Origin of the sequence: Jiangella asiatica, from assembly GCF_004349065.1 — a bacterium.
Classification (GTDB): domain Bacteria; phylum Actinomycetota; class Actinomycetes; order Jiangellales; family Jiangellaceae; genus Jiangella; species Jiangella asiatica.
Genome location: NZ_SMKZ01000051.1, coordinates 19510 through 41199 on the forward strand (window position 1 = coordinate 19510; position 21690 = coordinate 41199).

General features: G+C 71.8%; 23 protein-coding genes. 14 read left to right on the plus strand and 9 right to left on the minus strand.

Going from position 1 to position 21690, the window contains the following annotated elements:
• Window positions 1–35: 35 nt before the first annotated feature.
• A complete protein-coding gene (locus tag E1269_RS25745) occupies window positions 36–2570 on the minus strand; it encodes a transglycosylase domain-containing protein (RefSeq protein WP_162606630.1) in 2535 nt (844 codons plus the stop codon).
• A gap of 252 nt (window positions 2571–2822) precedes the next feature.
• The gene (locus tag E1269_RS25750) at window positions 2823–3392 is read right to left on the minus strand and encodes a gluconokinase (protein ID WP_131899966.1); all 570 of its coding nucleotides are present in this window, start codon (window positions 3390–3392) and stop codon (window positions 2823–2825) included.
• Here E1269_RS25750 and E1269_RS25755 point away from each other — a divergent pair.
• The 3 genes from E1269_RS25755 to E1269_RS34400 all read left to right on the plus strand — a co-directional run bounded on the left by E1269_RS25755 (window position 3391) and on the right by E1269_RS34400 (window position 4502).
• Window positions 3391–3795, plus strand: coding sequence for a VOC family protein (locus E1269_RS25755; RefSeq protein ID WP_131899968.1), 405 nt, complete (start codon window positions 3391–3393; stop codon window positions 3793–3795). The genes E1269_RS25750 and E1269_RS25755 overlap by 2 nt on opposite strands.
• A 105-nt stretch (window positions 3796–3900) precedes the next feature.
• Window positions 3901–4239 (plus strand): methyltransferase domain-containing protein, encoded by a 339-nt coding sequence (locus E1269_RS33075; protein ID WP_203434072.1) that lies wholly within the window; start codon window positions 3901–3903, stop codon window positions 4237–4239.
• Window positions 4170–4502 (plus strand): class I SAM-dependent methyltransferase, encoded by a 333-nt coding sequence (locus E1269_RS34400; RefSeq protein WP_420810671.1) that lies wholly within the window; start codon window positions 4170–4172, stop codon window positions 4500–4502. The genes E1269_RS33075 and E1269_RS34400 overlap by 70 nt, the downstream gene beginning before the upstream one ends.
• A gap of 33 nt (window positions 4503–4535) precedes the next feature.
• On the opposite strand, the gene E1269_RS25765 is transcribed toward E1269_RS34400, so the two are convergent.
• Window positions 4536–5546 (minus strand): hypothetical protein, encoded by a 1011-nt coding sequence (locus tag E1269_RS25765; protein WP_131899970.1) that lies wholly within the window; start codon window positions 5544–5546, stop codon window positions 4536–4538.
• Window positions 5543–6229, minus strand: a complete 687-nt coding sequence (locus E1269_RS25770) for a GNAT family N-acetyltransferase (RefSeq protein WP_203434073.1) — start codon at window positions 6227–6229, stop codon at window positions 5543–5545. The genes E1269_RS25765 and E1269_RS25770 overlap by 4 nt, the downstream gene beginning before the upstream one ends.
• Before the next feature lie 193 nt (window positions 6230–6422).
• Between E1269_RS25770 and E1269_RS25775 the strand changes: the two genes are divergently transcribed.
• From E1269_RS25775 to E1269_RS25805, 7 genes are all read left to right on the plus strand, one after another.
• Window positions 6423–7091, plus strand: a complete 669-nt coding sequence (locus E1269_RS25775) for a response regulator transcription factor (RefSeq protein ID WP_131899972.1) — start codon at window positions 6423–6425, stop codon at window positions 7089–7091.
• Entirely contained in the window at window positions 7088–8308 is a 1221-nt protein-coding gene (locus E1269_RS25780) for a sensor histidine kinase (protein ID WP_131899974.1), read from the plus strand. The genes E1269_RS25775 and E1269_RS25780 overlap by 4 nt, the downstream gene beginning before the upstream one ends.
• A 334-nt stretch (window positions 8309–8642) precedes the next feature.
• On the plus strand, window positions 8643–9743 hold the full coding sequence (locus tag E1269_RS25785) for a fatty acid desaturase family protein (RefSeq protein ID WP_131899976.1): 1101 nt from the start codon (window positions 8643–8645) through the stop codon (window positions 9741–9743).
• 276 nt (window positions 9744–10019) lie between these two features.
• Window positions 10020–11480, plus strand: a complete 1461-nt coding sequence (locus E1269_RS25790) for a DEAD/DEAH box helicase (RefSeq protein ID WP_239001032.1) — start codon at window positions 10020–10022, stop codon at window positions 11478–11480.
• A 104-nt stretch (window positions 11481–11584) separates the two neighbouring features.
• Window positions 11585–11992, plus strand: coding sequence for a VOC family protein (locus E1269_RS25795; RefSeq protein WP_131899980.1), 408 nt, complete (start codon window positions 11585–11587; stop codon window positions 11990–11992).
• Window positions 11993–12156: 164 nt separating this feature from the next.
• Complete coding sequence (locus tag E1269_RS25800; RefSeq protein ID WP_131899982.1) at window positions 12157–12858, plus strand: hypothetical protein; 702 nt, start codon at window positions 12157–12159, stop codon at window positions 12856–12858.
• A complete protein-coding gene (locus E1269_RS25805; protein WP_131899984.1) occupies window positions 12855–13664 on the plus strand; it encodes a HoxN/HupN/NixA family nickel/cobalt transporter in 810 nt (269 codons plus the stop codon). Before E1269_RS25800 ends, E1269_RS25805 begins: the two co-directional genes overlap by 4 nt.
• Before the next feature lie 55 nt (window positions 13665–13719).
• Here the strand turns inward: E1269_RS25805 and E1269_RS25810 are convergent, their stop codons facing one another.
• Entirely contained in the window at window positions 13720–15198 is a 1479-nt protein-coding gene (locus E1269_RS25810) for a DUF7059 domain-containing protein (protein WP_203434074.1), read from the minus strand.
• Between the two features lie 97 nt (window positions 15199–15295).
• Here E1269_RS25810 and E1269_RS25815 point away from each other — a divergent pair, with 97 nt between their 5' ends.
• A complete protein-coding gene (locus E1269_RS25815) occupies window positions 15296–16267 on the plus strand; it encodes a phosphotransferase family protein (protein WP_131899988.1) in 972 nt (323 codons plus the stop codon).
• The gene (locus E1269_RS25820) at window positions 16267–16827 is read left to right on the plus strand and encodes a dihydrofolate reductase family protein (protein ID WP_131899990.1); all 561 of its coding nucleotides are present in this window, start codon (window positions 16267–16269) and stop codon (window positions 16825–16827) included. The genes E1269_RS25815 and E1269_RS25820 overlap by 1 nt, the downstream gene beginning before the upstream one ends.
• Window positions 16828–16862: 35 nt before the next feature.
• Here the strand turns inward: E1269_RS25820 and E1269_RS25825 are convergent, their stop codons facing one another.
• Complete coding sequence (locus E1269_RS25825) at window positions 16863–17513, minus strand: LysE family translocator (RefSeq protein ID WP_131899992.1); 651 nt, start codon at window positions 17511–17513, stop codon at window positions 16863–16865.
• Window positions 17514–17575: 62 nt separating this feature from the next.
• Entirely contained in the window at window positions 17576–18121 is a 546-nt protein-coding gene (locus E1269_RS25830) for an LPXTG cell wall anchor domain-containing protein (protein WP_131899994.1), read from the minus strand.
• 293 nt (window positions 18122–18414) lie between these two features.
• Here E1269_RS25830 and E1269_RS25835 point away from each other — a divergent pair, with 293 nt between their 5' ends.
• Together E1269_RS25835 and E1269_RS25840 are read left to right on the plus strand one after the other, a co-directional pair.
• Entirely contained in the window at window positions 18415–19092 is a 678-nt protein-coding gene (locus E1269_RS25835) for a biliverdin-producing heme oxygenase (protein ID WP_203434075.1), read from the plus strand.
• Between the two features lie 147 nt (window positions 19093–19239).
• Window positions 19240–20076, plus strand: a complete 837-nt coding sequence (locus tag E1269_RS25840; protein WP_131899996.1) for a carbon-nitrogen hydrolase family protein — start codon at window positions 19240–19242, stop codon at window positions 20074–20076.
• Window positions 20077–20304: 228 nt separating this feature from the next.
• Here E1269_RS25840 and E1269_RS25845 read toward each other — a convergent pair whose 3' ends face one another.
• Entirely contained in the window at window positions 20305–20718 is a 414-nt protein-coding gene (locus E1269_RS25845) for a protein-tyrosine phosphatase family protein (RefSeq protein WP_131899998.1), read from the minus strand.
• On the minus strand, window positions 20715–21668 hold the full coding sequence (locus E1269_RS25850) for a DMT family transporter (protein ID WP_131900000.1): 954 nt from the start codon (window positions 21666–21668) through the stop codon (window positions 20715–20717). The genes E1269_RS25845 and E1269_RS25850 overlap by 4 nt, the downstream gene beginning before the upstream one ends.
• Window positions 21669–21690: the final 22 nt, after the last annotated feature.

Here is a 21690-nt window from a genome sequence, read left to right on the forward strand (position 1 = left end):
GTCCGCGCCGAGCCGGCCCGGCCGCTTCGACCGGCTCAGACGGTCGGGCGGCGGCGCAGGCCGCCGACGGTGACCAGAGCGCCCGCCCCCACCAGCGCGGCCGCGGTCCGGCCGGTGTCGCCGCCGCTCCATTCGCTGCCGGTGTCGGTGCCGCCGTCGGTACCCGTCTCCGTCCCGGTGTCGGTGCCACCGTCGGTACCCGTCTCCGTCCCGGTGTCGGTGCCACCGTCCGTTCCCGTCTCCGTCCCGGTGTCGGTGCCACCCTCGGTACCCGTCTCCGTCCCGGTGTCGGTGCCACCCTCGGTACCCGTCTCCGTCCCGGTGTCGGTGCCACCCTCGGTACCCGTCTCCGTCCCGGTGTCGGTGCCACCCTCGGTACCCGTCTCCGTCCCGGCGTCGGTGCCGCCGGACTCGTCGCCGCCGGACTCGTCACCGCCGGACTCGTCACCGCCGGACTCGTCGCCGCCGCCGTTCTCGTCTCCGCCTTCGTCCCCGTTCTCGTCGCCGCCGCCTTCGTCGCCGTTCTCGTCGCCGTTCTCGTCGGACGGGCGGTCGTCGTCGTTCTGGCCGCCGTCACCGTTGCCGTTGTCGTTGCCGTTGTCGTTGTCGCCGCCCTGGTCGTCGTCTCCGACGTTGGCAGGCTCGGGAAACTCCTCCTCCGGCAGGCCCTCCACGGCGGCTTCCATGAACGCCGTCCAGGTGCGGCCCGGGTAGGCGCCGCCGCTGAAGTGGTCCATGCCGCCGACGCCGTCGAGCGACTCGGTGCCCGCCGCGGTGCCGTCGCCGCGGAAGTAGACGACGGACGCGGCCAGCTGCGGCGTGTACCCGCTGAACCAGGCCGTCTTGTCGTCATGGGTGCCGGTCTTGGCGGCCACCGGGCGGTCGAGATCCTGCGCGACATCCGCGGTGCCTTGGTCGACGGTCTCGGTGAGCGAGTAGGTGACGTCGGCCATGACGTCGGGCTCGAACACCCGCTCGGTCGTGGCCTCGTGCGCGTAGTCGACCTGGCCGTCGCGGTCGAGCACCTCCGCCACGACGTACGGGTCGGCGTGCATGCCCTGGGCGGCGAGGGTGGCGTAGGAGTTCGCCATGTTCAGCGCCGACACTCCGCCGATGCCGATGGTGACTCGAGGGTTGGCCTGCAGTTGATCGTCCTGGGGGAACCCGGCTCGCACCAGGGCGTCGATGACGGTCTCCGCGCCGATCTCCATGGTGAGGTCGACGAACGCGGTGTTGATGGAGTTCTCCATGGACCGTTCCAGCGACACCTGGCGGCCGTAGTCCTCCTCACCCTGGTTGTTGACCGGTGGGCCGAGTTCGGGCGGATCGAACGGTGAGTTGCCCCAGAACCGGCTGTCCAGGGAGTAGCCGTTCTCCAACGCTGCGGCCAGGGTGAACGGCTTCACCGTCGAACCGGCCTGCGGCACGGCGTCGACGGCGTCGTTGAAGCTCTGCTGGACGGCGTCGGGCCCGCCGTAGACGGCGACGACGGCGCCGTCGTCCGGGCGCACGGCGGCCAGCCCGACGTGCACCCGATCGGCGTCCTCGGTGGGTCGCTCCTCGGTGACGGCGGCGACGGCCGCGGCTTGCGCCTGCGCGTTGAACGACGTGGTCACCCGCAGGCCGCCGGTCTCGACCTCCGGCTCGTCGTAGCCCATCGCCAGGAGCTCGTCGCGCACCATCATCAGCAGGTAGCCGTTGGGCCCGCCGTAACGGTTGACCTGCTGCTCGGGCAGGACCTCGGGCGGTGCCGTCGCGTCGGCGGTGGCCTGGTCGGTTGCGCCGGTGGTCACCATGCCGTCGAGCACGTACTGGAAGCGCTGGGCGAACCGCTCGGCGTTCTCCGGCCCCAGTGTCGGGTCGTAGAGGGTGGGCGAGCGGAGGATCGCCGCGAGCGCGACACTCTGCGCGAGGTCGAGCTGCTCGACGTCGACGCCGAAGTACGACCGCGACGCCGTCTGGACGCCGTAGTTGCCGCGGCCGAACCAGATCGTGTTCAGGTAATCGGCGAGTATCTGGTCCTTGTCGACCTCCTGGTCGATTTTCACCGAGATGACAAGCTCGCGCAGCTTGCGGGTGTAGGAGCGGTCCTGGGTCAGGTAGTAGTTCTTGACGTACTGCTGAGTGATCGTGGAGCCGCCGCCGGCGCTGGGGTTGCCGCGCAGAGTGTCCCACGCGGCCCGGGCCATGCCGGTGACGGAGAAGCCGGAGTTCTCGTAGAAGCTGCGGTCCTCCGCCGCCACCACGGCCTGCTTCAGGGTCTCCGGGATCTGCGCCGAGTCGACGATCTCGCGGTTCTCCGCGCTGAACCGGCCCAGCTCGGTCTCGCCGTCGTCGAAGTAGACGATGGTGGCCTCGGAGGTGGAGAAGTCGTTGGGTTCGGGCACGTCGATGACCGCGAACGCGATGCCGATACCGGCCGCACCCAGCAGGAACAGCCCAAGCACCGAAAAACCGAACGTCTTCCAGTTGACGACGCGTCGCCACCCGGTCCGCTTGGGCCGGGTGGCTCGGTACCGGGGGCCTTTGTCTCCCCGGGCAGGCTCGTCAGGTTCAGGTTCGATGCTCATAGGCATATCGATGGTAAGTTGCGCTGCTTTGCTCCGACGTCGGTCACAAGAAGGACGCCTGGAGATACCAGCTTAGTTCCGCGCCGCCGGCCGTCGTGCCAGCCCTACCACCGGCCGTCCGGCCCGCCGCCCTGCGGGCACGGCGCAGCGACGTTTCTCCGCCACCCCCGCGAGCGGAGATCTCGAACCGCCGCGCCCTGCCCGCCGACCCCATATACCCGGCCGGCACATCGGTTGAAACCGCGACGAGCGTCACGAATCGCCGGTGTCACTCAGACCCAGCCGCTTCAGCGCCTCGTCGGCGATCTCGTCCGGCGTGCCGTCGATGGGCACGCGCACGCCGTCCTCGTCCGGCTCCAGCGGCTCCAGGGTGTCCAGTTGCGAGCGCAGCAGCGAGGGCGGCATGAAGTGGCCCTGGCGCTTGCGCATGCGCTCCGCGATCACTTCCGGGTCGCCGTCGAGATGGACGAAGCGCACGTGTCCGTCGGCCCCACGCAAGATGTCGCGGTAGGAACGACGCAGCGCCGAGCAGGTGATGACGCCGCACCGGCCGGCCTTGGTCTGCTCGGACAGCCAGTCACGCACGAGCTCCAACCAGGGCCAGCGGTCCGCGTCGGTGAGCGGCGTGCCGGCGGCCATCTTGGCCACGTTGGCCGGTGGATGCATGTCGTCGGCCTCGACGAACGGGCGGCCCAGGCGATCGGCCAGTCGCTTGGCGACCGTCGTCTTGCCCGAGCCGGAGACACCCATCACGACCAGATGCGCCACTGTGTTCACGCGGACCAGGATCACACACGCGATCTCCTGGAAGGACTCACCCATGACCGAGACCCCGAGGGTGCGCGAGCTGCGCCTCGTCGTCACCGCCAGCGACTGGGACGCAGCGGTGCGGTTCTACCGCGACGTGCTCGGCCTGCCGCAGGCGGCGGACTTCTCCTCCCCCGACGGACGCGTCGTGCTGCTGGAGGCAGGCCGCGCGACGCTGGAGATCGTCGACCCGGACCAGGCGGAGTTCATCGACCGGGTCGAGGTCGGCCGCAGGGTGGCCGGCCATGTCCGGGTCGCCCTGGAGGTGGACGACGCAGCAAGGGTCGCCGGCGAGCTGGCGGCGGGCGGTGCCGACGTCGTCGCGGAGCCGACCCGCACGCCGTGGAACTCGCTGAACGCACGGCTCGACACGCCAGCCGGGCTGCACCTCACACTGTTCACGGAGTTGGACGCCTGACGCCGCTCACCTTCGTGCGGGCGTAGTGCCGGCGGGCCTTCGCGCGATTCCCGCCGGTGTGCTCTCGTAGAGGCCTCGGTCCGCGTCGGTCAGTAGGGTCGCTGTGTGTCCGTGCCCGAGGTTCGTGAGGCTTACGCTGCTCGGGCAGCGGAGTACATCAGCCTGTTCGGCAGCATCGGGGCCGCGGCGGAGCACGATCGCGAACACATACTCGGGTGGGCGCGAGGTATCAACGGGCAGATCATCGATGTCGGCTGCGGTCCGGGTCAGTGGACGAACTATCTGTCCAAGCGAGGCGTGGACATCGATGGTGTCGATCCCGTGCCGGAGTTCACAAGGCCGCTCGGCAGCGATATCCCGGCGTCGCCTACCGGATCGGTCATGCGCATCGCCTCGGCGTCGAGGACGCTAGCTTGGGAGGAGTCCTCGCCTGGTACTCACTGATCCACACCGACCCGGACCAGATCGGCGCGCTTCTCGCCGAGTTCGCGCGGTGCACACGGCCTGGCGGTGGCATGGCCATCGGCTTCTTCGAAGGGCCCGAGCTCGTGCCCTTCGACCATGCCGTGACCACGGCATACTTCTGGCCCATCGGGGTGCTGTCTTCGCAGGTCGAGCGGGCAGGATTCGCGGTGACTGACACTCATGCCCGCACCGATCCCGGCGTACGTCGGCAGGGGACGATCATCGCTCAGCGATGCGCATGACGCCTGGTTCGTGCGTCGGATGTCGGCGATAGATCACCGCTCGAACCCCAGGTGGACGTGGTCGCGGTGGAGGTCGTCGGCGAAATGGTCCCCACCTGGGCCGTCCGGGTCGATCGGGCCGCCGATCTCGTCGCTTCCGGTCGCGCGCACGGCGGCGAGGAACTCGCTCAACCGCGGGTCGTGGCGGGCCATGCTCGCGACCGGAGCACCGTCGACGGCCCAGATGTCGACCGCCCGCCCACGGGTGTGGTTGCTGGTCCGGTCGGTCCCGAAGACGTTCTCCGGATGGCCGGAGCGGAAGACCGACACCGACAGCTCGTACGTCCGTGACAGCGTCGTCAACGCCGCCACGACCCGGCTGTCGACCCTGCCGGCGGCCAGGTCCGCCACCGCCGCGTCAGGCAGATGGACGCGGCCGCCGCCGGCCAGCTCCGCGGCCGGACCGGTCAGGGGCAGAGCGGCGCGATCGACGGCGGCGACCGGGCGGAGCTCCTTGACCGTCCACCCGTCCGGGCCCTTGGTCAGGCGGACGTCGACGGTGACGCTGCGGCTGTCCAGCTCGCGGTCGGCGATCCACGTCTGCTCGGCCACCGCCATGACGCAGGCGGTGGCCCGCTCCAGCCCGCCGTACTGCGGATAGACGACGGTGACGACGGACGGCGTCGCCGTCGGCACCAGCGGACCGGCGGAGGCGACGAGACTCGGCGCCGCGCCGAGGTCGGCCAGCCGCCGGGACGCTTCCGCGGGGTCGGGAGCCGCACCCAGGGCCTCGATGACCTGGACCGCGGCCAGCTTGATCTCCGGGGAGATCTCGCCGGCCGCCGGCGTCCACGGCTGGGGCGCCGGCAGGTCCGGCACCGGCGCCAGGTGGTCTGAGCCGGCCAGGACACCACCAGGCTGCTTGGGTGCGGTCTCCGGGGACCGGACCGCACGGGACTCCAGCGGCTCCTCCGTCCCGCAGGCCGCCATCAGGATCGTGCCGGCGGTGAGGCCGCCGCCCAGGGTGGCGCGCAGGAACGCGCGCCGGTCCAGCTGTCGCGTCATCGAGCTCGCACGAATCGTGGGTCGATCCGGAAGGTCAGCACGCGGTCGCCGTCGCGGTCGACGTGGCTGCCGACCTGATGCCATCCCGCCCGCTCGTAGAAGCCGGCCGCGCCGCTGGCGCCGGCCTTCGTGACCAGCTCCGTCCGCTCCACGCCGGCCGCGGCGACGATGCCGAGGAACGCCTCGACCAGGGTGGTGCCGACGCCCTCGCCGCGGCCCTCGGGCGCGACGACGACGGCCTCCAGCACGGCGATCGGGGCGAACCCCGCCTCGGGCACGTCGCCCTTGCCGGCCACCCGAGCCGGTGCGGCGCCGCGTCCGAACAGCCGGCGGACATACCGCAGCCCGCGGGTCCGGAGGAACCCGAAGGCCACCCTCGGGCGCGTGAGCAGGCGGCCCAGCGCCGTCGCCATCAGCTCCCACCGGCGGTGGCTGATGATCCAGGCCACGTTGGCCGGCCGGTCGGTGGTGCCGAGCACGAAGCCGATCACCTCGTCGCCACGGGTCGCGACGAGGACCACGCCGTACGGCGACGCCACGTGCGCACGGTGCCACCGCCGGACGAAACCCTCGCCGAGTCGAGGGAACAGCCCGTGTGGCAGCTCCGTCACGTGCAGCGACGCCGTCATTCGCAGCTGGTCGTCGCCCGCGGGCACGATGCCGGTCTCGCGACCTGTGCTCATGTCAGTCTCCTACCCATCGATGCCTCGTTGGCAACCGACCCCGCACTGGTAGACGCCCGGCGCGACCGCGACGATGTCGCCCAGCAGCAACCACCTGCCGACCCGCCGCGAGCGCGCCGGGAGCCACCAGCACGGTCCATCGTCGAGCGCGAATCTCAGAGGAACCTCAGAGCGCACGTGCCACCATCGACGCATGACAGCGGACCGTGGCAACCGGCTCCTGCTGGTCGAGGACGACGGCAAGCTGTCGGACCTGCTGAGCCGGCTCTTCACCGCCGAGGGCTACGAGGTGGGCGTCGCCCGTGACGGCCATAACGGCCTGCACCAGGCGCTGACCAGCCGGTTCGACGTCATGGTCATCGACCGCGGCCTGCCGGCCATCGAGGGGGTCGACCTCGTCCGGAAGCTGCGCGCCCAGGGCATCACCACGCCGATCCTCGTGCTGACCGCGCGCGGCACCACCGAGGACCGCGTGGAGGGCCTGGACGCCGGCGCCGAGGACTACGTCGTCAAGCCGTTCGAGATCGACGAGCTGCTGGCCCGGCTGCGGGCCCTGCTGCGGCGGCACACCGACACGTCGACCCGGCTGAACCTCGGCGAGCGGTACCTGGACATCTCGTCGCGGCGGGTGGTCGGCGGCGCGGCGCCGATCGAACTGTCCGGCCGCGAGAGCCAGCTGCTGCAGCTGTTCGCATCACACCCCACGCAGATCTTCACCCGCGACGACCTGCGCCGCCTCGTGTTCCAGGACGCGGACAGCCCGGGCGCTGTCGACACCTACGTCTACTATCTGCGCAGGAAACTCGGCCGTGACGTCATCCGGACCGTGCACGGCCTCGGCTATCAGATGGGGGCGGCTTGACCTGGCGCCGCGACGGACCGAACCGTCGCCGTCCACAACCCGCGCTGAGCGACCGCCGGCTGCTGCGACGGGCGTCGCTCGTCGTCGCCGTCCAGACCGGCGTCGCCGCCGCGCTCGTCGTCGCCGCCGTCATCGGACTCGTCTATACGATCAGCCTGCAGGAACGGCACGAGTCCACCGAGCACAAGATGCAGGACAAGATCGACAACTCCGCCGAGTACGACCTGCCGGCCGGGTCGCCGATGATCCTCGACGGCGTCCCGGAGGGCTGCGCCGAGTCCGACGTGGAGGCGGTCGTCGACGAGCTGCCGCTCGGCGCCAGCGAGTTCGAGGCCTGTGACGCGCCGTTCTTCGCCTACGTGGCCGAGGTGAACGGCGAGCGGCTGGCGGCCGTCACCAGCTTCGTCGAGCAGCAAGAGGAGACCGAGCGGCTGGCCCGGCTGTCCATCCTGGTCGGCGCGATCGGAGTGCTGGCGGCGGCCGGACTCGGATGGCTGGTGGCGCGGCGGGCGGTGCGGCCGCTGGGCGACGCACTGGCCCTGCAGCGCCGCTTCGTCGCCGACACGAGCCATGAGCTGCGCACGCCGCTGGCGATCCTGCACACCCGCGCTCAGCTGCTGCAGCGCGGTCCGGCCACCGACGACGACCAGCGCCAGGAGATCGCGCAGCTGGTCGATGACGCCAGGGTCCTCAACGACATCGTCAACGACCTGCTGCTTTCCGCCGAGATGCAGTACCGGCCCGAGTCACGGCAGCCGGTCGACCTCGCCCGGGTGGCGACCGAGATCAAGGACTCCTTCTCCGCGACCGCCGACGAAGCCGGTGTCGACATCGTCGTCGACGCGGAGCCCGACGGCCGGCACGTCGTCACCGGAGTGCCGAGCGCGCTGCGCCGCGCGGTGGCCGCGCTCGTCGACAACGCCCTGGACCACGTGCAGCGCGGCGGCACCGTCACCATCGGCCTGACCAGCGACGACCGCTCGGTCCGCATCAGCGTGATCGACGACGGCGTCGGCCTCGACCCGCAGCTGGCGGCAGAGCTGACCAAGCGCTTCCGCCGCGGCCACGAGGGGAACGGCAACGGCAACGGTCACCGCGTCGGTCTCGGCTTGGCGCTGGTCGACGAGGTGGTCCACGCCCACGACGGCGCCATGGCCATCGACGGCCGCCCCGGCGACGGCGCCACCGTCACGCTGACCTTCCCCGCCGCCCGTTGAGCCCGGCCACCGGATTTCCCCCACCGCGCACGGCGCCGCACAGCCGGGCTGGTCATGGTTGTCGCAATGGGATGGGCGCCAACCCGTGTAACCTTGGGCTACCAGGGTTATGTCAATGGTGAGGCAGAGATACGCGGCCTCCGTATGGTTCTGGTTCACGACAATCCGGCCCGATGGGCCGAGATAGGCCAGGATCATGCGACAAGCCCCATATCCGACCCCGAGGGCGGCACGGCTGCTCCGCCTCTTCCAGCGCCCGGCCCGTTCGAGGTTCTGATCTGCCGGATCGCCCGCGAGCAGTCGTGCCCCTCGACACGAGAAACGGTGCCCACCGATGACACAAACCGACATCGCACGCGCGAAACCGCTCAGCAAGACCGGCGGCGAAGCATCCCCTCGTGAGCGCCACGTCAGCGCGTATGCCGAGCTCTCGAAGACCATCCAGGCTGCCGGCCTGCTGAAGCGCCGCTACGGCTTCTACTGGACCCTGATGATCGGCTCGGTGGCCGCGTTCGCCGGCATCTGGGTGGGTTTCGCGTACATCGGCGACTCGTGGTACCAGTTGCTCCTGGCTGCCGCGCTCGCCGTCGTGCTGGCCCAATTCGGCTTCATCGGGCACGAGGGCTCGCACCGGCAGATCTTCGCCTCGCACCGCTGGAACGAGTGGACCGGGCGGGTGATCTCCGGCCTGTTCACGGGCCTGAGCTACGGCTGGTGGATGAGCAAGCACACCCGCCACCACCTAAATCCCAACAAGGAGGGCGCGGACCCGGACATCGCACCGGGCGTGCTGGCGTTCAGCCCGGCAGCGCTGGAACGCCGACGCGGGCTCTCGGCGCGGCTCGCCCGCCGGCAGGGCTACTTCTTCTTCCCGCTGCTGCTCCTCGAGGGTCTTGCCCTGCACGTCGCGAGCATCCAGACGATCACGCGACGGGAACGGCTCAAGCACCGCTGGGTCGAGGCCGTGTTCGTCAGCACTCGGCTCGGTGGCTACCTCACGGCGCTGTTCGTCGTGCTGCCGCCGGGGAAGGCTGCCGCGTTCATCGGCGTCCAGATGGCGCTCTTCGGGCTGCTGCTGGGCGGCACCTTCGCCCCCAACCACAAGGGCATGCCGGTGGTCCCGGCGACGATGAAGATCGATTTCCTGCGCCGGCAGGTGCTGATGTCGCGCAACATCCGCGGCGGCGCGCTCACCGATCTCGCGATGGGTGGCCTGAACTACCAGATCGAGCACCACCTGTTCCCCAACATGCCGCGGCCGAACCTGCGCCGGGCCCAGCCGATCGTCCGCGAGTTCTGCGCCCGGCACAAGATCACCTACACCGAGACCAGCCTGTTCGGGTCATACCGAGAGGTGGTCAGGTACCTCAACGACGTGGGGCTGCGCGCCCGCGATCCGTTCCAATGTCCGTTGACCGCGCAGTACCGCACCTGAGCTCGTTTGGTCATCTCCGGCTCCGTCGGGCACACTTGGTGGCGACGGGGCACGATGACACGCCCCCGAGGTCGACTGCGACGCGCCGGTAGCAGGCGCAGGTTCCCCTTCCAGATGAGTGGGCGTCCGTTCGTGACCGGCCGATCTCTTCTCGTCCTGGAAGGACGCTTCTTGCCTACTGACGCCCGCACGGCGCGGAGCGGCTCTGCCCGCCGCCGCGCCCGTAACCGTCGCGCTCCGCAGCCCGTTGCGGCTGTCCGCGAGTCCACCTCCACCGTGGCCACGGCCCCCGCCGCCCGCGTCGTGCCGGCCGGCGATGACGCTCGCTCGTTCGCCGAGCTCGGCGTGCCGACGGCCGTCGTCGTCGCCCTCGCGGCCGACGGCGTCACCACTCCGTTCCCGATCCAGGCGGCCACGCTCCCGGACACCCTCGCAGGTCAGGACGTGCTCGGCCGCGGCCAGACCGGCTCCGGCAAAACCATCGCTTTCGCCGTGCCTACCGTGGTCCGGCTGACGGGGTCCGGTCGGCCTCGCCGGGCCGGCCGACCCCGCGCACTCGTCCTCGTGCCCACCCGCGAGCTGGCCAACCAGGTGGCGGCCACGCTCGCACCGCTGGCGGCCGCGATGAACCTGCGCACCAGCACGGTGTTCGGCGGCGTCGGCCAGATGCCGCAGATCCGCGCGCTGCGCAACGGCATCGACATCCTGATCGCCTGCCCCGGCCGGCTCGAGGACCTCATCGCGCAGGGCCACTGTGACCTGGGCTCGGTCGAGGTCACCGTGCTCGACGAGGCCGACCACATGGCCGACCTCGGATTCCTGCCGGCGGTCCGGCGGCTCCTGGACGCCACCCCGCGAAGCGGCCAGCGGTTGCTGTTCTCGGCGACCCTCGACAACGACGTGGACACGCTGGTGCGCCGTTACCTGACCGACCCGGTCATGCACTCGACGGCGCCAGCTGTCGCGCCGGTCACGACCATGACGCACCACGTCCTGTCCGTGGCCGCCGGCGAGAAGGGCCAGGTCGTTCGCGAGCTGGCCGCCGGGCAGTCGCGCACGCTCCTGTTCGCCCGGACCAAGCACGGTGCGAAGAAACTGGCGAGGAGTCTCACCGCGTCCGGCATCCCCGCGGTCGACCTGCACGGCAACCTCAGCCAGGGCGCGCGCGAGCGCAACCTCGCCGCGTTCTCGGCCGGCACCGCTCGGGTGCTGGTGGCCACCGACATCGCCGCACGCGGCATCCATGTCGACGACATCGCCCTCGTGGTGCATGTCGACCCGCCAGCCGAGCACAAGGCATACCTGCACCGCTCGGGCCGGACGGCGCGAGCCGGTGCCGACGGCGCCGTCGTCACCGTGATGACGCCGGACCAGGCAGGCGACGTTCGCACGCTGTGCCGGCAGGCCGGCATCAGGCCGATCATCTCCAGGGTGTCCGCGGGCGATCCGGCGATCGAGGCGCTGACCGGGCCGAGGGCGGCGTGGGTGGAGCCAGTCGCCCACGTGCCCGCACCGCAGCGGACGCGCGGACAGCGCGCCGGCGGCGGGGACGGCCGGCGACGGCGCCGCCGCCCCGGCCGCTCTACCCAGGCCGCGGTCGCCTCCACCGGGTCGGCCGGCACCGAGCCGGCCGCCTCCGCGCGGACGTCGCGACGCCCGAAGCCAGGCGCTGCCGCCGGAACCGCCAAGACGACCGCCGGCGCGTTCTCCGCTTCCTTCTCCGGCCGCCGCCGGTAATCCCATCGGCCAGGTCGTCACGCGGATCGTGCCGATCGACGAGATCCTTGGTCTGCCACGAAATCGGCTCGACGGTCCCGTGGCCGGGCGGGCAGGGTGTGGCTATGACGTCCCGCATCTCGCACACGAGCATCGACTGCGCCAACGCCTACGAGCTGTCCGAGTGGTGGAAGCAGGTCCTCGACTACGTCGACATCGCCGACGACCCCAACGAGCCCGGCCACGAGGAGTGCGTGATCCAGACGCCCGACGGCAGCCACCAGGTGCTGTTCATCGAGGTGCCGGAGGGCAAGACGGTGAAAAACCGGCTGCACTTCGACCTGCGGCCGACCGACCGCACCCGGGACGAGGAGATCGAGCGGCTGCGCGGCATCGGCGCCACCGACGTCGCCGACCACCGCGGCAAATACGGCCCCGGCACCGGCTGGCTCACCATGGCCGACCCCGAAGGCAACGAGTTCTGCGTCCTCCGCAGCGACGCCGAGGTGGCGGCCCGCAGCGCCCGCACCTGACCCCCTTCCTGTTGATCATGATCAAGCCCATGATCAACAGGGGGTGAGACCGGGGCGAGCGGGATGTTCATCCGGGGTTCACGCGGGCGACGATCCGAGGCGACGTGGTGCGCGCCGAGCCACGGTTTGCTGTGACGGGGTTCCGTCGCAGCAGAGGAGGCTCGGTGACCACCGTTCGCCCAGGACGCCCACTCGGCCGGCTGGCTCGGTTGAGCATCGCGGCGGCCGGGGCCGCTGTCGTCGCGATCCTCCCGAGCCTGCTCATCGCCCCGGCAGCTACGGCGCACCCCTTCGGTCCGCCGCTGAACGCCCGGGTCGACGTGAACGCGAACGAGGTCTCCGTCCAGTGGCTCGCCGCCGAGGACGACTGGGTGATCCTCGGCGAGCACCTGGACGCCTTCGCCGCCCAGACCGACGCCGACGGCGGCCAGCTCACCGGCGCCGACCTGCTGGCCCGGTCGGACAACCTGCCCAGCTATCTGCTCTCACACATCTCGGTGTCGCAGCGGGGTGAGGTCTGCGCGGGCCGCGTGGACCAGCTCGACGACCTGCTGGCGCACGGCGCCCTGCTGGTGTTCGAGTGCCCCGCGGAGGTCACGGCGGTGGAGCTGAGCGTCACCGCCCTGACCGACGTCAACGAGAACTACCGCACCGTCGTCACGTCCGAGGTGCCATCGGAGCCGGGACAGTCGCTCTTCACGGCGGGCACGTCCACCCAGATGTGGCGGTTCGACCCCGACGGCGGGTCGAGCATCGCCACCCAGTCGCTGGTCGCGGCCGGTGCTCTGGTCGTGGTCGCCGTCGGCGGCGGGGTGGTCTGGTGGCGCCGCGCCGCGAGCACGCCACCGGCCGAGGTCGCCAGGTGAACGGGCTGAGCGGTATCGAGGACCGGCTCGTCGAGCTCTTCGACACCCCCGGGGTGTGGTGGGCGGGCCTGGCGGTCGCGCTCGTCGTCGGCTGCGCACACGCCGTCGCGCCCGGGCACGGCAAGACGATCGCGGCCGCGTACCTGGTGGGTTCGCGTGGCCGATACCGCGACGCGCTCCTGCTGGGCGCCATCGTCGCGGGGATGCACACGTTCTCGGTGCTCGTGCTGGCGCTGGCCTGGGTGGGCCTGACCGCGTCGGGCACGACGGGCACGGAACGGATCACGTCGTGGTTGCAGGTGATCGCCGCGGTGGTGGTGATCGCCGTCGGGGTCGGGCTGCTCCGCCGGTACATCAGCGCCCGCCGGGCCGAGCCGGCTCTCGTCGGCTCGGCGACCCGATCCGCCGCGCACGGCCACGGGCACGGGCACGGCCACGGGCACGGGCACGGACCGCCGCCGGGGGTCGCGCCGTGGTCGCGTCACGGACTGGTCGCGCTGGGGCTGTCCGGCGGCCTGCTGCCGTCGCCGTCGGCCTTCCTGGTCCTGGTCAGCGGCATCCTGACCGGCCGGACCACGTACGCGCTCATCCTCGTGGCCTGCTTCGCCGTCGGCCTGGCGCTGACCCTGACGCTGGTGGGAGTCGTGACCATCAAGGGCGGCACGCTGCTGATGGCGTCGGCACACCGCTCGCCCCGGCTGGCGCGGTTGTCGCGCGGCATTCCGCTGCTCGCGGCCGGCGGCGTGACGCTCGGCGGGGTGGTCTACCTGGTGGTCGGGCTGGCCGCGGTGGCCGGCGCCGCCTGACGTCGACAGCCGCGACACAGGCGTCGAAACCGCGTCACGAACACAGGCAACCGGGTCATGGACGCAGGAAACCGTCGCGGACCAGGTCACGTACCCGCGGCAGCAGGTCGGCCCGCAGTTCCCCGGCGTCCACGGACAGCACGGTCGCCAGCGCGTCGATGATCGCGCCGACCGTGAGGGTGCCGTCGCAGGCGCCGACGAACCCGGCCTCGGCCGTGCCGGCGTCGACCGCTCGCAGCAGGCCGCGGCGCTGCCGCAGCACGATGTGCTCCGGATCCTCCTCGCCCGGCCGGCCGACCTGCTCCTGCGCGAGGTGGTCGGCGACCACCAGGCGGCTGGCGAGCAGGGCGGCATCGTCGACCCGCAGCGCCCGCGCGCGGTCGAACCAGGCCGCGACCTCCGGCCCCAACGGCTGCTCGACGGCGTGCGGCCACTCCTCGATCCGCACCGCCGGGTCCGACGTACCGGACCGTCGCAGCGCCACCCAGCCGAACCCGACGCCGTCGACGTCGTTGTCGTCGAACCAGCGCAGCCAGGTCTCGTACCGCTCGCGGTACCCGGGGCTGCCGGCCTCGCCGGAGTCGCGCAACCAGAGCTCGACGTACTCGGCGGGGTCCTCGACCTCGCGCTGGATCACCCACGCGTCGCAGCCGGTGGCGGCGACCCACGCACCGACCCGCTCCTGCCAGCTCTGCCCGCGCACGTGCATCCAGTTCGCCAGCGACTGCAGGATGCCGCCGTCGGCCAGCCGGGCGGCGCCATCGACGACCACCCGGCGGGAGATCTCGTCACCGGACCGGCCGCCGTCGCGGTACACGTGGCTGCCGCCGGGCGAGACGACGAACGGCGGGTTGGTGGCGATCAGGTCGAACCGCTCGCCGGCGACCGGCTGGAACAGGCTGCCGAGACGAAAGTCGACGTCGATGCCATTGAGGCGGGCCGTCAGCGACGCCAGCGCGAGCGCCCGCGGGCTCACGTCCGTCGACACGATGTGGTCGCAGTGCCGGGCCAGGTGCAGCGCCTGGACGCCGCAGCCGGTGCCGAGGTCGAGCGCCCGCCCGGCCGGGCGCCGCACCGTGAGCTGTGCCAGCGTGCTGGAGGCGGCGTTGAGTCCGAGCACGTGGTCCTCGGGCACCGGCGCGCGGTGACCGTCCATGCCCGGTGTGAGGTCGGCGACCACCCACCAGTCGCCGACGTCGTCCGCGTAGGGCCGCACGTCGACCACTGCCCGCAACTGCGCGCCGTCGACGGCGACGACCCCGCCGGCCAGCAACGTGTCGACCGGCAGGACCGGCTCCAGCTCTGCCCGGCGCACCGGCGCCTGCAGCGACCACAGCCGGGTCAGGGCCGCGAGCGCGGAGCCGTCGCCGTCGGTGACCAGCCGCCCCGGCGTCGTCTCGTTGCGGTCCAGGGCCGCGGCCGCCCGGGCGCCGAGCAGGTCACGGACCCCGTCGACGGTGTAGCCGGCGGCGGCGAGCGCCTCGCGCAGCCGCACGACGTCGTCGTCGGACAGCCCGGGGTGTGGTGTCGTCACGCCGGTATTCTGTCGTGGTGACCGAGACCCGTTCCGCCCGGAGGGCACTGTCGGGGCGCTCGGGGTCACGCCGCGCTCCGGCGGGCGGAGCTGATCCATGCCGGTGATTCCGCGTGCCGTCGGGGTTCGCCTGCCCTACGCCGACATCCCCGACCGGGTGCGCCGATGGGTCGAGACGACGCTCGGCGCCTCCGTCGTCAGTGCCGAGGGTCAGTCCGGCGGCATGTCGCCCGGCTGCGCGACCCGGCTGCGCACGTCCGCGGGCACGACGGCGTTCGTCAAGGCCGTCGGTGCCTCACTGAACCCGGAGACGCCGGCACTGTTCCGGCACGAGGCCGCGGTGCTGCGAGCGCTGCGACCGGCGCCGTACCGACCCGGCCGGCTCGGCGACTACGACGACGGCGACTGGGTCGCCCTGCTGCTGGCGGACGTGGACGGGCGCTACCCGGACCTGGCCGACCCGCACGGGCCCGACGCCGTCGCCGTCCGGGCGACGCTCGAGCGGCAGGCGAGGGAGCTGACGCCGTCGCCGCCGGGCCTGCACGTGCGGACGCTGCCGGAGATGGCGGGGCGCTGGCTGAGCCGCTGGCAGGAGATCGCCGCCGACCCCGCGCGGTTCCTGCCGGAGTGGGCGGTGGCGCGGGCCGGCGTTCTGCACGACCGCGTCGCCACCCTGCCCACGCGGCTGGCCACGGAGACGCTGTGCCACTGGGATGTCCGCGACGACAACCTGCTGATCCGGCCGGACGGCGGCGTGGTGATCGTCGACTGGGGGATGGCCTGTATCGGTCCGGCCTGGGGCGACGCGTTCGCGCTAGCCCTGACCTGGGCTGACTCGCCGGTCTTCGACGAGCTCATGCGGCCCGCGGACCCGGAGACGGTGACCGACCTGCTCCTGCTCTTCGGCGGTTCTCAGGCGCGGCGAGCGGCCATGCCGGCGCCGCCCGGCCTGCCGGCCTTCCCGGCCTTCTGCCGCCGCGACGCCGACCGGCAGTTCGCCGGCGCCGCCCGCCGGTTGTGCGTCGCGACGGACGGTGAGGCCTCGTTCGAAACTCCTGGAGGTGCGTGATGGCCGCGCTGCTGTACTCGATGATCACGTCGCTCGACGGCTACGTCGCCGACACGAACGGCACGTTCGACTGGAGCGCCCCGGACGAGGAGGTGCACACGTTCGTCAACGAACTTGCGGGCCCGATCGGCACGTTCCTCTACGGGCGCCGGATGTACGAGACCATGGTCTACTGGGAGACCGCGCACACCATCCCTGACCAGCCCGACTTCATCCTCGACTGGGCACGGAAGTGGCAGGCCGCCGACAAGGTCGTCTACTCCCGCACGCTACCGGAGGTGTCCAGCGAGCGCACCAGGTTGCAGCGGACCTTCGACCCCGACGCCGTCCGCCGCCTCAAGGAGACCGCCGACGGCGACCTCACCGTCGAGGGTCCGGGCCTGGCCGCCGCGGCGCTGCGGGCCGGCCTGGTCGACGAGATCCACCAGCTCGTCTCTCCGGTCGTGGTCGGCGGTGGGACGCCGTTCCATCCCGACGGCGTCCGCCTCGACCTCGAGCTGCTCGACGAGCGCCGGTTCGGCAACGGCGTCGTCTTCCTGCGCTACAGCGTGCGCGACTGACCTGCCCGCGGGCTCGCGCCGCGGTCGCGGGCGGACTAGGTGGCCGCGGCCGCCGGCCTCGACCGGTCGGTGAGCATGTGCACGGCGAGCGCGGCGAGGACCGAGCCCATCACGAACCGCTGCGCCCGCAACCAGACCGGCCGCCGGCTCAGGAACGACGCCAGGGATCCGGCCGTGAGCACGATCAGGGCGTTCACCGTCAGAGCCACCACGATCTGGACAAGCCCGAGCACGACGCTCTGGGTTGCGACGCTACCCCGCGAGGGGTCGACGAACTGCGGCAGGAGCGAGACGTACAGGATCGCGATCTTCGGGTTGAGCAGGTTGGTCACCAGGCCCATCGTGAACAGCCGGCGCGGCCCGTCCGGCGGCAGCGGTTTCGGCGAGAACACGGAATCGCCTCCGGGCCGCAATGCCTTCCACGCCAGCCACAGCAGGTAGACCGCTCCAGCCACCTTGAGCGCCGTGTACAGCGCCGGCACCAGGGTGAACACCGCCGCGATGCCGACCGCGGCGGCCAGCAGGTACACGAAGAAGCCGGCAGCCACACCGGTCAGCGAGATCAGGCCCGCCCGCCGGCCCTGGGTCACCGATCGCGACACAAGGTAGATCATGTTCGGCCCGGGCGTGAGTACCAGCCCGAGGGCGACGGCCGCGATGCCGAGGAGAGCATTCGTGGTGACCATGACGGCTCCAACCTCGCGGCGACGCCGTGCATTCCAGTCCCCGTTGATCGGCAGGCGAGTGCCTACGCGCGGCGGCGACGGTCGAGCAGCGGCACCGCGACACCGCCGGCGAGCAGCGCGAGCCCGATCGCCAGCAGCGGGCCCGGCCCCGCACCGGTGTCGGGCAGGTCCCCGTCGCCGGTGCCACCGGCCCCGGCGCCGCCATCGTCGGACCCGCTACCGTCCTCGGATCCGTCGTCGATGTCGCCGCCGTCCTCCGAACCACCGTCTTCGGAGCCGCCTGGGGCCGCGGTGATGGTGCAGTCCGCCGACACGGTCCGGCCGGACGCGAACTCGTCGCTGGCGGCGACCGTGAGCTCGACGTCGAACGAACCGATGCCGTCGACCTCCTCGAACGGCTGCGCGAGCCCTTCGCCGTACGACGGTGGGTTCGACGAGATCCAGACCGACGAGCCGGTGCTGCCTTCCATGTCCGCGCCGCCGAGGCACGGCGTGGGCTGCTGACCGGGGCCGGTGTTGACGCACACGACGACGTAGATGCCCGTGGCGAGGTCGAAACCCTCGCCACGGATCGTGACGGTTTCGCCCGCGGGGTCCAAGCCGTCCACCGTCGACACGGTGATCGTCTGACCCTCCGGGCCGCTGGCGGTCGCGGCCCCTCGCGGTCTCCGCGACGCTCAGCGAGCCCCCGACCGCCAGAACCACCCCACAGCCATGACCAATCGACGGCGACGTCTGCGCCGCCCGGTCCCGATCGACATGTCCTACCTTTTCAGCGTGATGTCGGATTCAGCGGATCACGGGTGACACTATCGTGATAGGTAAGGCATACCTAGATTGGGGTAGGCAATCCTAAGCAGGCATACTGAAGGTAGCAAGACCCGCGACCGGAGGAGAATCCGTGCCAGCGATCAGCAGCCACGCCGATGCCGAGTACCGAACGTTCTCCCAGACGCTGCGCGAACGCAGCTGGCCGTTGCACGACGAGGCCAACGGGACAGGATTCATCTCCGCGCTGATGGGCGGCCGGATGAGCCGCGACGGCTACGCGGCCATGGTCACCCAGCACCTGTTCGTCTACGAGGCGCTCGAGTCGGTCGCCGCCGGGATGCGCGACGACCTGATCGCCGGGCCGTTCGTCACCGACGACCTCACCCGCGTGCCGGCGCTGCGGACCGACCTGGCCCACCTGCTCGGGCCGGACGCCCTCGACAGCCTCGAGCCGCTCGCGTCGACCCGCAGATACGCCGAGCGCATCCGCGAGACCGCCCAGTGGCCGGGCGGGTTCGTCGCCCACCACTACACCCGCTACCTGGGCGACCTGTCCGGCGGCCTGGCCGTCGGCACGATCGTCTCGCGCACGTACGGCTTCGCCCCCGGCGGCGACGGGGTCAGGTTCTACAGCTTCGAGCGGATCCCGAAGCCGCGGCCGTTCAAGGACGCCTACCGGGCCCGGCTCGACGCCGCACCGTGGAACCCCGAGGAGCGCGAGCGCGTCCTCGACGAGGTGCTCACGGCCTATCGGTTGAACATCGAGGTCTTCGCCGAGCTCGCCAGGGCCTACCCCGCGGCCCGCTGACGTGGCCCGGGTCCGCTCCTCGGCGCCGTCGCCGTCGTGGTCGCCTTGGCTGGGTGCGCCGTGCCGGCCGACGACGACGGCGCCCGCTCGGCCACCGCGGTGGTGGACGACCCGCGCCGCTGACCGGTGCGGTGGCAGGATGATGCGATGCCGCCGCTGCGCATCGCCGTCACCCAGCCCGCCATCGCCGCCGACGTCGCCGAGAACGGCCGCCGGGTGCGCTCGCTGCTCCGGTCCGCGGCCGGTGCCGGAGCCCGACTGGTGCAGTTCCCAGAGGGCATGCTCTCCGGCTACGCGAAGGCACAGGTGCGCGACTGGGCGGACGTCGATTGGGAGCTGGTGCGCGCCGAGCTGTCGCTGACCATGGAGGTGGCCGCGGAGCTGCGGGTGTGGGTGGTGCTCGGATCCGCGCACCAGCTGACGCCGCCGAACCGGCCGCACAACAGCCTGTACGTCATCTCCGATCAGGGCCGCCTGGTCGACCGCTACGACAAGCGGCTGTGCTCCAACACCGAGATCACCCGCTTCTACTCACCCGGCTTCCGGCCGGTCGTCTTCGACGTCGACGGGTTCAGGTTCGGCTGCGCGATCTGCATCGAGGTCAACTTCCCGGATCTCTTCGCCGAGTACGAACGGCTGGGCGTCGACTGCGTGCTGCTGTCGGCCTATCCCATCGACGCGATCTTCGCGACGAAGGCCCGGGCTCACGCGGCGATCGAGAGCTACTGGCTGGGGGTCTCAGTGCCGGCACAGTGCGCCGGCCTGATGGCCTCGGAGCTGATCGGCCCGGACGGCGGCACCCTGACCCGGGTGTCGGACCCCGACGCCGGCGGCCTGGCCATCGCCGACCTGGACCGTTCGGCGCCGGACCTGCACATCCCGCTGAACCTGGCCCGGCCCTGGCGCGCGACCGCCCGCGACGGCGAGATCTACCGCTCCCGCCGCGTCGACGACCCACGCAGCACGGACCGCACCTGCGTGTGACAGCGGGCCGATGCGTCCCCACGACCCACCCCACCGCGGGAACGAGCTCAGGCGATTGTCGGCGTCACAAGGCAGACGTGATCGGCAGGTCGCCCGGAAACCGCGAAGGGAGGTACACGGAGATGGCGCTGCACGCCTACGTCGACGAATCGAAGAAGGGCGACGACATCGTCGCGGCAGCTGTGATCACCGACGACGAGGTCGGTGCGGCGCTCTGACCACCACCGCTCAGCGGACCGAGCGCAGCCAGAGCCGCTGCAGTGGCGTCTCCACGGCGTGCGGGTTGTAGTTCGCCCGGATCCAGCCGACGGCCTCCGTGGCCGGCACCCCGTCCAGGATGGCCATCGCGGCGAGCGCGGTGCCGGTGCGCCCGCGCCCGCCCTTGCAGGTGACCTCGACCCGCTCACCGTCACACGCCCGGCGGTACGCCCCGCGCAGAGCGTCCAGCGCGTCGGCGCGGTCCTTGGGGATCCAGAAGTCCGGCCAGTCGATCCGGCGGTGCGGCCACGCCGGGATCGGTCCACTCGCCAACACGAGCGCGAAGTCGGCCGGACTGACGGCGTCGCCGATCCGACGGCCACGGAGGATCACCCCCGACGGCAGCGTGACGAGTCCGTGTTTGTCGAGCCAGCCATCGGTCATGCCGCCGATTCTGCGGGAACGGCCTGCGGCGCGGAGGGGTCGACGCGTCCGCCGTCCGCGAACTCGCCCGCTCGCGGCGCGCGCCGCAGCCCGACGACGATGCCGGCACCGCACAGCAACGCACCGCCCAGCACCGTCGGCGACCAACCGGACGTCCCGGCGACGACGCCGGCCAGCACCCCGGCGATCGGCATCACGCCTGCGAACAGCCCGGCCCGGTCCGCACCCAGGCGCACCACGCCGCCGTACCAGAGCAGGAACGCGATCGCGGTCGTGCAGACCGCGAGGAAGGCCAGCGTGGCCGCCTCGGACACCGTCGGCACGACGAGGTCGGCGCCGGGTTCCAGGACGGCGAGCCCGGCCAGGAGCGGCACCGCCACCAGGCACACCGCACCGGAGACCTGCAACGGGCTCAGCTCGCGTAGCAGCGGGACGGCCAGCAGCGTGAACGCGGCCTCGCACAGCAGGAACCCGACGGCGTAGGGGACCGCGCCCAGCGGGGCCGTCGTCGCGCCCTGGACGACGAGGATGCCGGCCACCACGACGACGCTGCCCGCCACGGTGCGGCCGTGGATTCGTCCGCCGTCGAACAGCGGGCCGGCCAGCGCCAGCACCAGCGGCGTAGCGCCGATCACAGCGGCGAGGAAGGCAGGGTCGGACCGGGCGGAGCCCTCGATCAGGAGCCAGTTGAACGCGGCCAGCCCGGTCCCGGCCAACAACACCAACCGGCCGAGCTGCGCCAGCCGTGGCCGCGGGACGGGCACGCCGCGCGCGTGCATGACGCCGAGCAGGACCAGCCCGGCCAGCAGGTAGCGCCACGCCTGGCCGGCCAGCACCGGGTAGTCCACCAGCAACGGCGCCAGTGCGATGGACGTGCCCACGACCGTCATCCCGACGGTGCAGGCCAACGCCCCGCCGGTGGTCGGGTGCAGGCTCGCGGATCGGATCATGGCGACGATCCTGACCCAGTGA

Coding starts and splice junctions, on each gene's coding strand:
- E1269_RS25745 (WP_162606630.1), bottom strand. CDS start 2,570: ATGAGCATCGAACCTGAACCTGACGAGCCTGCCCGGGGAGACAAAGGC.
- E1269_RS25755 (WP_131899968.1), top strand. CDS start 3,391: ATGACCGAGACCCCGAGGGTGCGCGAGCTGCGCCTCGTCGTCACCGCC.
- E1269_RS25750 (WP_131899966.1), bottom strand. CDS start 3,392: ATGGGTGAGTCCTTCCAGGAGATCGCGTGTGTGATCCTGGTCCGCGTG.
- E1269_RS25765 (WP_131899970.1), bottom strand. CDS start 5,546: ATGACGCGACAGCTGGACCGGCGCGCGTTCCTGCGCGCCACCCTGGGC.
- E1269_RS25770 (WP_203434073.1), bottom strand. CDS start 6,229: ATGAGCACAGGTCGCGAGACCGGCATCGTGCCCGCGGGCGACGACCAG.
- E1269_RS25775 (WP_131899972.1), top strand. CDS start 6,423: ATGACAGCGGACCGTGGCAACCGGCTCCTGCTGGTCGAGGACGACGGC.
- E1269_RS25785 (WP_131899976.1), top strand. CDS start 8,643: ATGACACAAACCGACATCGCACGCGCGAAACCGCTCAGCAAGACCGGC.
- E1269_RS25795 (WP_131899980.1), top strand. CDS start 11,585: ATGACGTCCCGCATCTCGCACACGAGCATCGACTGCGCCAACGCCTAC.
- E1269_RS25815 (WP_131899988.1), top strand. CDS start 15,296: ATGCCGGTGATTCCGCGTGCCGTCGGGGTTCGCCTGCCCTACGCCGAC.
- E1269_RS25820 (WP_131899990.1), top strand. CDS start 16,267: ATGGCCGCGCTGCTGTACTCGATGATCACGTCGCTCGACGGCTACGTC.
- E1269_RS25825 (WP_131899992.1), bottom strand. CDS start 17,513: ATGGTCACCACGAATGCTCTCCTCGGCATCGCGGCCGTCGCCCTCGGG.
- E1269_RS25840 (WP_131899996.1), top strand. CDS start 19,240: ATGCCGCCGCTGCGCATCGCCGTCACCCAGCCCGCCATCGCCGCCGAC.
- E1269_RS25845 (WP_131899998.1), bottom strand. CDS start 20,718: ATGACCGATGGCTGGCTCGACAAACACGGACTCGTCACGCTGCCGTCG.
- E1269_RS25850 (WP_131900000.1), bottom strand. CDS start 21,668: ATGATCCGATCCGCGAGCCTGCACCCGACCACCGGCGGGGCGTTGGCC.